This window comes from Salmonella sp. GDC200615 (assembly GCF_050574145.1).
In the GTDB taxonomy this organism is placed as follows: Bacteria; Pseudomonadota; Gammaproteobacteria; order Enterobacterales; family Enterobacteriaceae; genus Salmonella; species Salmonella enterica.
In genome coordinates this window covers 2513652-2527562 of record NZ_CP192247.1, presented here as the reverse complement: position 1 = coordinate 2527562, position 13911 = coordinate 2513652, and the positions used below count along the sequence as shown (strand labels likewise).

The 13911-nt window shown below is 54.2% G+C and carries 10 protein-coding genes and 3 pseudogenes; 5 read left to right on the top strand and 8 right to left on the bottom strand.

Going from position 1 to position 13911, the window contains the following annotated elements; all coding sequences use genetic code 11:
• Window positions 1-312: 312 nt before the first annotated feature.
• The 3 genes and pseudogenes from ACQ29O_RS12120 to ACQ29O_RS12110 form a co-directional block, all read left to right on the top strand.
• Window positions 313-1610 (top strand): annotated as a pseudogene (locus ACQ29O_RS12120) (D-amino acid dehydrogenase).
• Between the two features lie 13 nt (window positions 1611-1623).
• On the top strand, window positions 1624-2694 hold the full coding sequence (gene dadX, locus ACQ29O_RS12115) for a catabolic alanine racemase DadX (protein ID WP_001747098.1): 1071 nt from the start codon (window positions 1624-1626) through the stop codon (window positions 2692-2694).
• Between the two features lie 32 nt (window positions 2695-2726).
• Window positions 2727-2819 (top strand): annotated as a pseudogene (locus tag ACQ29O_RS12110) (hypothetical protein); the annotation flags it as partial.
• Here ACQ29O_RS12110 and ACQ29O_RS12105 read toward each other — a convergent pair.
• Both ACQ29O_RS12105 and ldcA read right to left on the bottom strand, forming a co-directional pair.
• Window positions 2775-4490, bottom strand: a pseudogene (locus ACQ29O_RS12105) (potassium/proton antiporter); the annotation flags it as partial. The pseudogenes ACQ29O_RS12110 and ACQ29O_RS12105 overlap by 45 nt on opposite strands.
• Before the next feature lie 96 nt (window positions 4491-4586).
• Entirely contained in the window at window positions 4587-5501 is a 915-nt protein-coding gene (gene ldcA, locus ACQ29O_RS12100) for a muramoyltetrapeptide carboxypeptidase (protein WP_000051603.1), read from the bottom strand.
• A 170-nt stretch (window positions 5502-5671) separates the two neighbouring features.
• Here ldcA and emtA point away from each other — a divergent pair, with 170 nt between their 5' ends.
• Entirely contained in the window at window positions 5672-6283 is a 612-nt protein-coding gene (gene emtA / locus ACQ29O_RS12095) for a membrane-bound lytic murein transglycosylase EmtA (protein WP_020937003.1), read from the top strand.
• A 13-nt stretch (window positions 6284-6296) separates the two neighbouring features.
• Here the strand turns inward: emtA and ycgR are convergent, their stop codons facing one another.
• The gene (gene ycgR, locus ACQ29O_RS12090) at window positions 6297-7031 is read right to left on the bottom strand and encodes a flagellar brake protein YcgR (RefSeq protein WP_000017414.1); all 735 of its coding nucleotides are present in this window, start codon (window positions 7029-7031) and stop codon (window positions 6297-6299) included.
• Between the two features lie 168 nt (window positions 7032-7199).
• Here ycgR and ACQ29O_RS12085 point away from each other — a divergent pair, with 168 nt between their 5' ends.
• Window positions 7200-7454: a GlsB/YeaQ/YmgE family stress response membrane protein gene (locus ACQ29O_RS12085; protein ID WP_000511321.1), complete on the top strand. Its 255-nt coding sequence runs from the start codon at window positions 7200-7202 to the stop codon at window positions 7452-7454.
• A 62-nt stretch (window positions 7455-7516) separates the two neighbouring features.
• Here the strand turns inward: ACQ29O_RS12085 and ACQ29O_RS12080 are convergent, their stop codons facing one another.
• The 5 genes from ACQ29O_RS12080 to appC form a co-directional block, all read right to left on the bottom strand.
• On the bottom strand, window positions 7517-9229 hold the full coding sequence (locus ACQ29O_RS12080; RefSeq protein ID WP_000612838.1) for an alpha,alpha-trehalase: 1713 nt from the start codon (window positions 9227-9229) through the stop codon (window positions 7517-7519).
• Between the two features lie 213 nt (window positions 9230-9442).
• Window positions 9443-10717: a Glu/Leu/Phe/Val family dehydrogenase gene (locus ACQ29O_RS12075; RefSeq protein ID WP_001526439.1), complete on the bottom strand. Its 1275-nt coding sequence runs from the start codon at window positions 10715-10717 to the stop codon at window positions 9443-9445.
• Between the two features lie 394 nt (window positions 10718-11111).
• The gene (cbdX, locus tag ACQ29O_RS12070; RefSeq protein WP_000270301.1) at window positions 11112-11201 is read right to left on the bottom strand and encodes a cytochrome bd-II oxidase subunit CbdX; all 90 of its coding nucleotides are present in this window, start codon (window positions 11199-11201) and stop codon (window positions 11112-11114) included.
• A 12-nt stretch (window positions 11202-11213) separates the two neighbouring features.
• Window positions 11214-12350, bottom strand: a complete 1137-nt coding sequence (gene appB / locus ACQ29O_RS12065) for a cytochrome d ubiquinol oxidase subunit II (RefSeq protein ID WP_001747095.1) — start codon at window positions 12348-12350, stop codon at window positions 11214-11216.
• Between the two features lie 11 nt (window positions 12351-12361).
• Window positions 12362-13906: a cytochrome bd-II oxidase subunit 1 gene (appC, locus tag ACQ29O_RS12060; RefSeq protein ID WP_253336062.1), complete on the bottom strand. Its 1545-nt coding sequence runs from the start codon at window positions 13904-13906 to the stop codon at window positions 12362-12364.
• Window positions 13907-13911: the final 5 nt, after the last annotated feature.

The window sequence follows — 13911 nt, the reverse complement described above, 5'->3', positions numbered from 1 at the left end:
TCATTGTTGGCGACGCTCTCTGTATGGAGCGCCTCCTTTCAAGCATAGAACACCATGTTAAAAAACGACTTGATCGTGAAAACTTTTCTTTGCGATTTCCTCCACATTGAACGGCAAAAAATCGGGTATTGGCATCATTTTATGCTGTATAGCCATGCCGCGTAGCAGGAGATCCCAAACCAGTGGGATCGCTTGTCTTTAGGGTATATGTGAAGCACGTCACCATAAAAAAGTCATATGTTGAATAATATTTTCATCTGGGTTATCAAGATGTAATCAGAAGATTGTTCTTTTACTATTAACGGAGTGGCTATGCGAGTTGTCATCCTGGGGAGTGGCGTAGTTGGCGTGACCAGCGCCTGGTACTTGAGTCAGGCGGGGCATGATGTCACCGTCATCGATCGCGAATCCGGCCCGGCGCAAGAAACCAGCGCGGCGAATGCCGGACAAATTTCACCGGGATATGCGGCGCCCTGGGCGGCCCCTGGCGTACCGCTGAAGGCGATAAAATGGATGTTCCAGCGCCATGCGCCGCTGGCGGTGCGTCTGGATGGCACCCCATTTCAACTGAAGTGGATGTGGCAAATGCTGCGTAACTGCGATACCCGGCATTATATGGAAAATAAAGGCCGCATGGTGCGCCTGGCGGAATATAGTCGCGACTGTCTGAAAACGCTACGCGCCGCGACCGGTATCGAATATGAAGGCCGCCAGGGGGGAACGCTACAACTCTTCCGCACCGCGCAACAGTATGAGAACGCCACCCGTGATATCGCCGTGCTGGAAGATGCCGGGGTGCCGTATCAGCTCCTGGAATCCAGCCGACTGGCGGAAGTTGAACCCGCTCTGGCTGAGGTTGCGCATAAATTAACCGGCGGACTGCGCTTACCGAATGATGAAACCGGGGACTGTCAGCTCTTTACCCAGCGTCTGGCGCGCATGGCGGAGCAGGCGGGCGTAACCTTTCGCTTTAATACTCCCGTGGAAAAATTACTGTACGAAAATGATCAGATTTACGGCGTGAAATGCGCCGATGAGATCATTAAAGCAGATGCGTATGTTATGGCGTTTGGATCGTATTCGACGGCGATGCTTAAAGGCATTGTTGATATCCCGGTATATCCGCTGAAAGGCTATTCATTAACCATCCCAATCGTCGAGCCAGACGGCGCGCCGGTATCGACGATTCTTGATGAAACCTACAAAATCGCTATTACGCGTTTTGATAAGCGTATTCGCGTGGGGGGAATGGCGGAAATCGTGGGCTTTAATACCGACTTACTGCAACCGCGCCGCGAGACGCTGGAGATGGTTGTGCGCGATCTCTTTCCGCGCGGCGGTCATATTGAGCAGGCCACATTCTGGACCGGCCTGCGCCCCATGACGCCGGACGGCACGCCGGTAGTAGGACGCACCCGTTATAAAAATCTGTGGCTTAATACTGGACACGGCACCTTAGGCTGGACGATGGCCTGCGGTTCAGGCCAGTTGTTAAGCGATATCTTGTCGGGTCGCACGCCAGCGATACCCTACGACGATCTGAGCGTGGCGCGATACCGTTCCGATTTTACGCCCACCCCCCGCAACGTTTGCATAGCGCGCATAACTGATAAAGGAAGTGAAATGACCCGCCCTATACAGGCCAGCCTTGATTTACAGGTAATGAAACAAAATTTGGCTATTGTGCGCCGGGCGGCCCCAGAGGCGCGCGTCTGGTCGGTAGTGAAAGCCAACGCCTACGGCCACGGTATTGAACGCGTCTGGAGCGCGCTGGGCGCCACAGATGGTTTCGCTATGCTCAACCTTGAAGAGGCGATTACCCTGCGTGAGCGCGGGTGGAAAGGGCCGATATTGATGCTGGAGGGGTTTTTCCATGCGCAAGACCTGGAGGCGTATGACACTTATCGGCTGACCACCTGCATCCACAGTAACTGGCAGTTGAAAGCGCTGCAAAATGCGCGGCTTAACGCGCCGCTGGATATCTATGTCAAAGTCAACAGCGGCATGAACCGACTCGGTTTTCAGCCTGAGCGGGCGCAGACCGTCTGGCAGCAATTGCGGGCAATGCGCAATGTCGGTGAAATGACCCTGATGTCACATTTTGCTCAGGCCGATCATCCGGAAGGTATCGGGGAGGCGATGAGGCGTATTGCGCTGGCGACAGAAGGCCTTCAATGTTCATACTCGTTATCAAATTCGGCAGCGACGCTGTGGCATCCCTGGGCGCATTATGACTGGGTCAGGCCGGGCATTATTTTGTACGGCGCGTCGCCGTCAGGACAGTGGCGGGATATTGCCGATACCGGACTAAAACCCGTGATGACGCTGAGTAGCGAAATTATTGGCGTGCAGACGCTGAACGCGGGTGAAAGGGTAGGCTATGGCGGAGGGTATTCTGTGACTCAGGAACAACGCATTGGCATCGTCGCGGCGGGTTATGCCGATGGCTATCCACGCCATGCGCCGACCGGGACGCCTGTGCTGGTGGACGGTATCCGTACCAGAACAGTAGGCACCGTTTCAATGGATATGCTGGCGGTGGATTTGACGCCGTGTCCGCAGGCGGGAATCGGCACGCCGGTTGAATTATGGGGCAAAGAAATTAAGGTCGATGATGTCGCCTCTGCGGCAGGCACGCTGGGCTATGAGCTACTGTGCGCCGTAGCGCCGCGCGTGCCATTTGTGACAACGTAACCTAACTCAGACTAAGGCGTCGACCGGTCCACCTGGGGGCGGGTCGACGTTGCCAGGCGACCTTATTCTGCTTCGTCTTCGGCGACGCGTACCCCAATCTTGCGTACCACGTTATCTTCTTTTTCAGCTACCGTCCAAATCATGCCGCCAAACTCCACCTGATCGCCGACGACCGGCGCAGCGCCCAGCAGCTGCTGTATGATTTCACCCAGAGTTTGTTGTTTATCCCGGTATTCCGTTCCTTCTTCCAGCCCGTAGATAAGCGCCACGTCGGCGAATTTCGCATTCGCTTCGAGGATAAAATCGCCAAAGAAACGCTGATCTAACGAAACCGGCGGCGACTGGCTAAACAATTTGCCCAGCGCTGGCAGATCGCGCTCCCGGCCAATCACGCAGAGTACGTCGCCTTCCTGCAGGCGAGTGCTACCCGTGGGGTGAAACAGTTCATTATTGCGAAATAGCGCGGCAATGCGGGTTTCGTTCGGCATATGCAGGTCGCGCAACGCCGCGCCGACGCACCATTTGTCGGCGCTCAACTGATAAATGAATTGCTCCCACGGATTATCAGGATGGATGTCAAGCCCCACGCGCGATACTGGCCAGCCAACCGGAGGCACGACCACTTTAGCTCTCTTCGCCGCCCATGACAGCGATGTTCCCTGCAGGAGCAGCGACACCAGTACCACAAAGAAAGCGACATTAAAGAACAGGCGAGCGTTTTCAAGCCCGGCCATCATCGGGAAAACGGCGAGAATAATCGGCACCGCGCCGCGCAGTCCGACCCAACTGATGAAAATGCGCTCCCGAAGATTGAAGCCGCGAAATGGCAGCAGGCCGGTAAACACCGACAGTGGGCGGGCGAAGAAAATCATCCAGATGGAGAGAATAAGCGCAGGGACGGCAATCGGCCACAGATCGGAAGGCGTCACCAACAGCCCCAGGACCAGGAACATCGCGATCTGCGCCAGCCAGGCCAGTCCGTCAAAGTTTTGCAGGATGCCGTAACGGTTGCGAATCGGGCGGTTTCCTAACAGGAATCCGCACAAATAGACCGCGAGAATGCCGCTGCCTTCAAGCGCGGTCGTCAAAGCAAAAATCAGAATACCGCCGCTGAGCGCCAGCATCGGATACAAGCCGCTGGGCAGAGAAATACGGTTGATCATCTGCTGTAGCAGGTAACCGCCGCCCAGGCCAAAAACAATACCGAGACCGAACTGTTGGATAATATGGACGGCAAACATCCAGTCCAGGCCGGTTTCATGCTTCTGGATCATCTCAATTAATGTAATGGTCAGAAAAACGGCCATCGGGTCGTTACTTCCCGATTCGATCTCCAGCGTGGAGCCTACACGTTCGTTTAGCCCTTTGCCGCCAAGCAGAGAAAAGACCGCTGCGGCGTCAGTGGAACCGACTATCGCGCCGATAAGCAGACCTTCGATAAGATCCAGATGAAACAGCCAGGCGGCCATCATACCTGTTAACCCCGACGTGATTAGTACGCCGAGCGTCGCCAGCGACAGCGCGGGGCCCAGCGCTACCCGGAAAGAGCTGGCCTGGGTGCGCATGCCGCCATCGAGTAAAATAATCGCCAGCGCTAGGTTACTGACCATATAAGCGAAAGGATAATTATCGAAAGGAATACCGCCAATGCCATCCACACCCGCTAACATCCCAATGGCGAGAAAAATGACCAGAATCGGGATACCCAGTCGCGATGAGAATGAACTTAACAGGATACTGCTGGTTACAAGGATGGAACCTAAAATAAATAGACTAATAATTGTTGCAGCATCCAACGTTTTATATCTCCTGACTCACACGACTTCGTATTATTTAACATTAACATAATAACGGCCAGGGCAGCGTTTTACTTAGCCTGTCGGGGACTTTTTTTACAATTGCAGCGTAGGATGACCAGATAAAGTGAGTTGAGTCCCCTGGCGCGTATTTTTAAGCGTCGCGTTTGCCCCGATAGGGAGCGTTACCGTACGCTGTTCATGCCCGAAGTCGAGACCGGTAATCAGCGGAACGGACAGACGGGAACGTAAAAACGCGTAGACGCTCTCCAGAGAATAGCCGGCGTCATACTCGTTGGGCGCCGCGCCGCTAAAGCTGCCGAGAACGATGGCGCTCTGGCGGTTTAAAATTCCGGCGTACTCCAGTTGCAAAAGCATACGCTCCACCCGGAAAGGATGCTCATTGACATCTTCCAGCACTAAAATTCCTTTATCGATAGTCGGCATCCAGGGCGTACCGATAAGGGAAATCAACATCGCCAGATTTCCGCCCCATAAGGTGCCCTGTACGTCGCACTGAGGGCCGTCGCCTTGCCACTCTACGGTAAATTGCGCCTTGCGTAGCGCCAGCCAGAAATGTTGCTCGGTGAACGTATTCAGCGTTTCGGCGCCAAAATTTGCCGCCAGCATAGGACCGCTAAAGGTGATGACATTGGCCTGCGCCAGGAGTCCAGCCTGAATCGCCGTAAAATCGCTATGACCGCAAATCAGTAAGGGATCGCGCTGTTGCCGGGAGGCGAGCGCCTGCCAGTCGATACGATCCAACAAGCGGCTGGCGCCATAGCCGCCGCGAACCGGCATGACGATTGTATCCGGCGACGTTAGCGAGGCCAGCGAATTAACATCGGCCAGCCGTTCCGCGTCCGTACCGGCAAAACGCTGAAAGCGGCGACGAATCACCTCGTCATTCTCCACCTGATGACCCGCGTCAGTCAGGCGCTGAACGCCGCGTAACGCGGCCTGTTGGTTAATACAGTAGCCCGACGGGGCGATTAAATGAAACAGAGACATGGTAATTCCTTGCTGACAATAGAATGCAAATGTATATCATGCCGCATATATTAGGCGATGTCCCTCGTTGTGCGACGTTTCTGGATGCGCACCAGGGAGGCAACCTAAGTGCCTGGCCGGGGCGGTATGACCTCTTCGGCAGATAAGTTACGGCTATAAGGATAGATGACGTGAAATTAAGATGGTTTGCTTTTTTGGTAGTAATACTCGCTGGCTGTAGCTCAAAACAGGATTACAGGAATCCGCCGTGGAATGCCGAAGTGCCTGTAAAGCGTGCGATGCAGTGGATGCCCATCAGTGAAAAAGCCGGGGCGGCATGGGGGGTTGATCCGCATTTAATCACCGCGATTATCGCCATTGAATCCGGCGGCAACCCTAACGCGGTTAGTAAGTCCAATGCGATTGGCCTGATGCAGTTAAAGGCGTCGACCTCCGGGCGCGACGTTTACCGTCGTATGGGCTGGCGTGGCGAACCGACCACCAGCGAGCTGAAAAACCCTGAGCGTAACATCTCAATGGGCGCGGCGTATCTGAGCATTCTGGAAAATGGGCCGCTGGCCGGCATCAAAGATCCGCAGGTGATGCAATATGCGCTGGTCGTCTCTTATGCTAACGGCTCAGGCGCGTTATTGCGTACTTTTTCATCCGACAGGAAGAAGGCGATAGAAAAAATTAACGATCTGGATGCGGACGAGTTTTTTGAACATGTTGTTGATAATCATCCCGCGCCGCAGGCGCCGCGCTATATCTGGAAGCTTCAGCAGGCGCTGGACGCCATGTAGTTTAGCGTGAAGATTATTCTCGCACTTTATTCGCTCTTTCTCGGGCCTCGCGCTCAAGCGAAAAAATAATCCGCTGCAACTCCCGCTCTACCGCCGGGCTGACGTTAAGGAAACGAAAGCTCAGGCGGGGAGTGGTGATCGTTTCATTTTTCCCATCAATCACCTTACGCTCGCTGATGGCGATAAGCTGGGCGTCAACGTGAAAAATACCCCATGGCCCCATGTTCAGTTCAACCTGCGAAAAGCGCGCGCCTTCGATTAGTCCGTCGGGGATGGCGGATTCCAGTAGCGCGCCCATGCCGCCCAGGGAAAGATCAAACAGGCGAAAACGTAACGTACGGGTGTCCGGTAGCGTGGTGACGCCGTAATAAGGCGGATACAGCGGTGCGCCAATACGAAAATACTCCCGGCGCTGGACAAACCACAGTGACGACGGCAGGGGCGTGATAAAGGCCGGCAGCCGCTGATATTCGCCTGTAACGAGTTGCGGCAACGTGAACTCGACTTTTGCGCCCTGTGTTTCTGCGATAATGGCTACCTGCCCGGCACGTAATACGGCGCTATTTTCATATTCCTGGCTGCCGTAATCCACGATGAGTTTTTCCGGGTCTACCGCCAAAATTTTACTAATGAATTGACCATGCGCCCATGAAATACGCAGTGGAACCTGATTTTTATTTAAATCCCGTAGCACGCCTAATATCGCTAATGGATTTTTTTTCAGGAACTGCTCATTGTAACCACTCACACGAAATAACCCCTGATACGCAGACTATCGTTGGGTTATCGGCATCGGTAGAAAGAACTTAATAGCGATAAATAAATTTTTATGTCCGCGAGATAAATCAGTGTTCAGAAATGCGACGCTCGACTTTGCCTATACTTAAAACGTTTTTACTGGAAAGAGGGTTCGCAAATGGGAATTATCGCCTGGATTGTTTTTGGTTTGATTGCCGGCGTTATCGCCAAATTGCTTATGCCGGGGCGCGATGGCGGGGGATTTATCCTGACCTGTATTCTCGGTATTGTCGGGGCGGTCGTTGGCGGATGGCTGGCGACGATGTTTGGTATTGGCGGCAGTATCAGCGGCTTTAATCTGCACAGTTTCCTGGTCGCCGTGGTGGGCGCGATTATGGTGCTGGTGATTTTCCGCCTTCTGCGACGCGGCTAACCGCTGCAGAACGTGTAAGCGTTGACCCGGTCAGCGCCGGGTCAACCTACTATAAACACGCGTTACTGCGTCGCTGCAGACGGCGTTTTTGTCGGCGTTGCGCTTAACGATGCCGGACGAGTAGACGGTACGCTATCGCACGGTTTTTCCTGCGGACAAATCAGATCGAGCATTTTCAGCGTCACGCCGTTGGTCCAGCCAAAGCCGTCCTGAAGTGGATATTCGCCGCCGCCACCGCCGGTTCCGGTGCTGCTGACGTCATATTTTTCGACCAGTTTTTTCTCGCGATCGTAGGTGTGCTGCACATTGGTTAAAAAGCGCCAGGTGACTTCCATTGCCACGTCATCCTGCCCATAATTTTGCAATCCTTCGGCAGCGACCCATTGTAACGGCGCCCAGCCGTTTGGCGCATCCCATTGCTGTCCGCTTTTAACCGAGGTGGTAGCCAGCCCGCCAGGCTGTAGCAGATGCGCCTGGGCCGCCGCCGCCACTTTCGCGGCGCGATCTTTCGCGGCGGCGTTTACATAGAGCGGGAACAGCGCGGCAGCGGTGAGTTGGTCACGGATTTTATTGTTCTTCAGATCGTAGTCGGCATACCAACCCTCTTTGTTATTCCACAGATGCATTTCAATGGCTTTTTGCCGCGCGTTGGCCAGCGCGTCATAGTGCGAGGCTTTGGCCCGATCGCCCGCCGCAGCGCTGGCGCGGGCGAGGGTTTTCTCCAGCTGATACAGCAGAGCGTTAAGATCGACAGGGACAATAGTGGTGGTACGAATGGTACTGAGCTGCTGCGGATTATCCATCCAGCGGGAGCTGAAATCCCAGCCGGAGGCGGCAGCAGAACGGAGGTCCCGATAGATCTCCGTTGCCGGGCGGTTGGGGTTGCTTTTGACGGTAGCGATATCTTCAACCCAGGATTCAGGGCGGGGCGTATCCCGATCGTCCCAGTAGCGGTTGAGAACGCTACCGTCTTCCAGTTTGACGACGCGTTGGTTTTGTTGCCCTGGCTGCAATGTCTCAACGCCCTCCATCCAGTAGGCGTACTCTTTTTGCAGTTGCGGCAGGTATTCTTTCAGCGCATCGTCACCTTCATGTTGCGCCAGTAACTCAACCATAAACGCAAAGAAAGGCGGCTGCGAACGACTCAGGTAGTAGGTACGGTTGCCGTTAGGAATATGCCCCCAGGCGTCAATTTCGTAACCAAAGTTCGCTACCATATCCGCCACCTTATCCCAGTGCCCGCTTTCCGCCAGCCCCAGCATCGTAAAATAGCTGTCCCAGTAGTAAATCTCTCTGAATCGCCCACCCGGTACGACATAGGATTCAGGCAACGGCAAGAGCGAGTCCCACTTTTCGACGTTTTTAGTTGAACGGGTCAGCACCGGCCACAGGCCATCAATATGTTCACGCAATGACTGCCCGGCAGGCGGGACATATTTTTCACCCGCTTTCGGCAGGGTGAAGTTAACATCAACAAAATGACGCAAATCGAAGCCGGACTGGTTCCGCTGCATACGATAATCCGCAAGAATCATGAGCGGATCGCTATTAGGTATGGCGTCAGCAAAGGTTTTCTGATCGGGGAAGAGTTTTGCATTCTGGACATCATTAAAGAGCGGGCCAAGCAAAATATCCGGCGGCTGCGGAGTTTCAGTGTCGGAAGACGGGTCTGCGGCAGTCGCCGAAAACGATGCAAACGTCAGCAGCGTCCCTGCCAGCGCCAGTTTTATGGCTTTCTGTAGTAGAACAGAACGGCGAATCTCTGGGGGTATCATCAAGTTATCTCCTTAGCGGTGAGCCAAAGCCAACGGCATTTACCATGACAAAACCTTAGTCTACGATGACCAGATACGCGTGATTGAACCGCTATTTTGCGAACAAACAGACATTTTATTGAGACAGAATTTATCGGCGCGCGCGTGGAAAACGGGGGATACAGACAAAAAATCCACGCCGGGACGTGGATTTTAGCGCAATAACTTGTAGCCTTAACCCGGATAGATACCGCGATCTTTACGGGCCAACAGAATGCGCTCACAGGCGACAATATAGGCTGCGGTGCGCAGAGAACAGGATTTCTCAGCCGCTTTCTCCCAGACATGGACGATCGCGTCGGTCATGATTTTGTCCATGCGCGCGTTGATCTCTTCTTCGCTCCAGAAGAAGCTGGCCATATCTTGTACCCATTCGAAGTAGCTGACGGTTACGCCGCCTGCGTTACAGACCACGTCAGGCACCACAAGGATACCACGGCTGGCCAGAACATCATCAGCATCCGGATAGGTCGGGCCGTTAGCCCCTTCCAGCACCAGCTTACACGTCAGGGCTTCCGCGCGCTGACGAGTTATCTGACCTTCAAGCGCCGCCGGGATCAGAATATCCATCTCCAGACGCCAGAACGCATCGCTGGCGATAGTTTCCGCGCCCGGGAAACCGGCTATCTGTTTGTGTTCTGTCTGCCATGCCGTGAGCGCCTTCATGTCAATACCGGTGGCGTTAAACAGGGTCGCGGTATGATCCTGAATCGCCACGACACGGGCGCCAGCGCCTGCAAACAGACGCGCGGCTTCGCTGCCGACGTTACCAAAACCCTGAACCGCAACGCGAGCGCCTTCAACAGCAATATTCGCCCGACGTGCGGCTTCCAGCCCGCTGACAAAAACGCCGCGCCCCGTCGCTTTTTCACGGCCCAGCGAACCGCCAAGATGGATAGGCTTACCGGTGACGACGCCAGTGACCGTCGTGCCATGATTCATGGAATACGTATCCATCATCCAGGCCATCACTTTACCGTTGGTGCCGACATCCGGCGCAGGAATATCTTTCTGCGGCCCGATGATAATGCCGATCTCGCTGGTATAGCGGCGGGTCAAACGCTCCAGTTCACCTTCCGACAGCGAGAACGGATCGACGCGGATACCGCCTTTAGCGCCGCCGTATGGCAGGTTCAGCGCGGCACATTTGATGGTCATCCATGCTGACAGGGCCATCACTTCATTGAGATCAACGTCAGGATGGTAGCGAACACCGCCTTTACCCGGACCTCGGGAGAGGTTGTGCTGCACGCGATATCCTTCGAAATGACGAATAGTGCCATCATCCATTTGTACCGGAATATCGACGATCAGAGCGCGTTTTGGGTGGCGCAGAGTATCCACCCAGGGGGATAACTCGCCCAGATAAGGGGCCACACGCTCGATTTGTTGCAGGTAGGTATTCCAGGCAGATGTGCTGCTATCTGAAGCGTAAGATAACTTATCCATGATAAACCTTAGTGATAAAAGTAATATGTTCTTTAATTGACCGTGGTACATAGTAGATCACACCATGTAGCGATAAATTTAACACTTTTTTAAACAATTAACTCAGATCAAAAATGGCAGGCAGTTGGATTTTCGTTATGATTTTGGATGGGAAGTGGTTAACTATCCGCTATAAGAGGTGATATATTGCTAATTATGCAATTAATTGCTTAAATATGCGAAATATGTGCAAGGTGGCTATTTGTCATAATTATGACGCACCTCTAAAAGTAAACATTATGATAACGACATGTATCAATGTTATGTCGTCCTGTCGGCGGGGAAACGTCTTCGCCAGGCGCGTATAAAGATAAAAATAACCGGAGTCAGACGGCGCTGGCCCCGGTTTACCTCTTTATTGTTGACGCGACTCAAGCCATACCAGCGCCAGTGTCGACAGTGAGCACATCAGCAGAATGCCGACAAACCACAGTAAATACCACATCGCTCCCGCTCCCTAATAAAGTTCATGATCGTTGCGGCGGAGGGTCTCCAGGTTGATACGCCCCAACATTTTGTAATAGCTCCACAGCGTATAGAGCAGTACGATTGGCAGAAAAATCAGCACAATCACCAGCATGATTTCGAGCGTCATCTGGCTGGAGGTGCTGTCCCACACCGTCAGGCTGGAGAGAGGACTAACACTCGACGGCATCACAAAAGGAAATAGCGTTATGCCGGCGGTAAAGATGACGCAGGCCTGGGTCAGGGAAGCGAACAGAAATCCACGAATAGTCTGACCGCGAAGGCAGGCATAGAAAGCCAGAATCGGCAGGATCATACCGAGCAACGGGATGATGAGCAGTAGCGGCGAGCGTATAAAGTGGTTCATCCATGCGCCAGGGAGTATCGCCACGCCTTTTAAGAGCGGATTGGAAGGGCCGTTGGCATCCTGCGTGAGCAAGACAAAGCCATCAACGCCGGCCCACAGCCAGTAACCGGCCAGCAGGAAGCAGATCACGATCAGCAGCGCGCTGTGGCGGGTGGCCGACAGAGCCCGTTGACGAATAACGCCCTCCGTTTTCAACTGTAACCAGACGCCTCCTTGCATAATCACCAACGACAGGCTCAATAATCCACACAGTAGGGCAAAGGGCGAGAGTAACTGCCAGAAGGTGCCAAAATAGTCAACATGAAGCTGCGGCGTGAAGGCAAACGGCACGCCTAAAAACAGGTTGCCGAACGCGATGCCGAATACGACTGGGGGAACCAGGCTGCCGATAACCAGACCGGTATCCCACAGCGCGCGCCAGCGGGCATTGGCGATTTTACCCCGATAATCAAAGGCCAGCGGGCGAAAGAGGAGGGCACACAGCACCAGGATCATCGCCACATAAAAACCGGAAAACGCGGCGGCATAGACCCGTGGCCAGGCGGCGAATAATGCCCCGCCCGCGAGAATCAACCATACCTGGTTTCCTTCCCAGTGGGCGCCCACGCTATTGATCAATACCCGGCGTTCGTCATCGTTGCGCGCTATCAGCGGGAGCAGGCAACCGACACCCATATCAAACCCGTCAGTTACCATAAATGCCACCAGGATGACGCCGATCAGCAGCCACCAAATGAACCGCAACGTTTCATAATCCAACATGATTGTCTCCTTTATCCCTGTTGTTGCGCTTGTTGTTGATGTTGCATGGCGCTCGGCCCAAGACGCGCGTACTTCTGCATCAGATAGACTTCCGCGATTAAAAACAGGGTGTAAAGTCCGAGGATAAGCCCCATTGAGAAGGCCAACTGGCCCGGCGTCAGCGCGGAGTGAGCGTACCAGGTCGGCAGAATGTCCTGAATCGCCCAGGGCTGACGGCCAAACTCCGTCATAAACCAACCGGCTTCAATGGCAATCCACGGTAACGGCAGGCTCCACAGCGTCATACGCAATACCCAGCGATGCTGGTCGATACGCATTCGCAGCGTCTGTATCAACGCAATCAACATCACCACTAACAGCAGCGAACCGCAGCCGACCATAATACGGAAACTCCAGAACACCGGCGCCACCTGAGGAATAGCGCCACGCTGGGCCGCACGATACTGCTCCGGCGTCACATGGTTCATATCCGGGGCATATTTCGCCAGCAGAATGCCGTACCCCAGATCGCCCTCAACGGCGTGAAACGCATTCAGTACCTGTGGCGAGCGATTGCCTTGCGCTATATCCTGCATGAGCAGCCAGGCCTCCCGGCCACGCTTCAGGCGCGGCAGAGCGTCGTCCATCAGGTTTTTTAACCCCGGAACTGGCGTATCCAGCGAATGGGTGGCCAGAATACCCAGCAGAGCAGGGATCTTCACGGCAAATGCATTACGCTCCTGTTCCTGCTGCGGCCAGGCAATCAGATGAAACGGCGCGGGCGCGGGTTCGGTTTGCCATTCGCCTTCCATCGCCGCCAGTTTCACCGGCTGAATTTGGGCGACCTCGTAGGCCGAACTGTCGCCCAGTTGCAGGGTTCCCAGAATGGCCAGGGTGCCGAATACTGAGCCGATAGCAAACGAGCGCAAGGCCACCTCACGCTCGCGGCCACGTAGCAGATACCAGGCGCTGATAGACATAATAAACATGGCGCCGGTGACATAACCGGACATGACGGTATGGACGAATTTCACCTGGCTCACCGGGTTAAAGACCAGATCGCTGAAGCTGCTCATTTCCATCCGTAACGTATCGATGTTGAAATGAGCGCCGGTAGGATACTGCATCCAGCCATTGGCATTCAGAATCCATAATGCTGAAATATTGGAGCCGAAGGCCACCAGCCAGGTGACCAGCAGGTGTTGGTATTTATTCAGCCGCTGCCAGCCGAAAAAGAACAGGCCGACAAAAGTGGATTCGAGAAAGAAGGCCAGTAACGCTTCCATCGCCAGCGGCGCGCCGAAAATATCGCCCACATAGTTCGAATAGAGCGACCAGTTAGTCCCGAACTGAAACTCCATGGTCAGGCCGGTAGCCACACCGAGAGCAAAATTGATCCCGAAGAGCTTGCCCCAGAAACGCGTCATATCGCGGTAGACGGTTTTCCCCGTCATCACATAGATCGTCTCCATGACGGCCAGCAAAAAAATCAGCCCAAGCGTAAGAGGAACAAATAAAAAGTGATACAGCGCGGTCAGCGCAAACTGCCAGCGCGATAAGTCAATGACATCCCACATGCTAA

Bases quoted from the DNA above. Each gene is read 5' to 3' on its own strand.
- ACQ29O_RS12085 (WP_000511321.1), top strand. From the start codon at position 7,200: ATGGGAATTATCGCCTGGATTGTTTTTGGTTTGATTGCCGGCGTTATC.
- dadX (WP_001747098.1), top strand. From the start codon at position 1,624: ATGACCCGCCCTATACAGGCCAGCCTTGATTTACAGGTAATGAAACAA.
- appB (WP_001747095.1), bottom strand. From the start codon at position 12,350: ATGTTGGATTATGAAACGTTGCGGTTCATTTGGTGGCTGCTGATCGGC.
- ACQ29O_RS12080 (WP_000612838.1), bottom strand. From the start codon at position 9,229: ATGATACCCCCAGAGATTCGCCGTTCTGTTCTACTACAGAAAGCCATA.
- appC (WP_253336062.1), bottom strand. From the start codon at position 13,906: ATGTGGGATGTCATTGACTTATCGCGCTGGCAGTTTGCGCTGACCGCG.
- ldcA (WP_000051603.1), bottom strand. From the start codon at position 5,501: ATGTCTCTGTTTCATTTAATCGCCCCGTCGGGCTACTGTATTAACCAA.
- cbdX (WP_000270301.1), bottom strand. From the start codon at position 11,201: ATGTGGTATTTACTGTGGTTTGTCGGCATTCTGCTGATGTGCTCACTG.
- ACQ29O_RS12075 (WP_001526439.1), bottom strand. From the start codon at position 10,717: ATGGATAAGTTATCTTACGCTTCAGATAGCAGCACATCTGCCTGGAAT.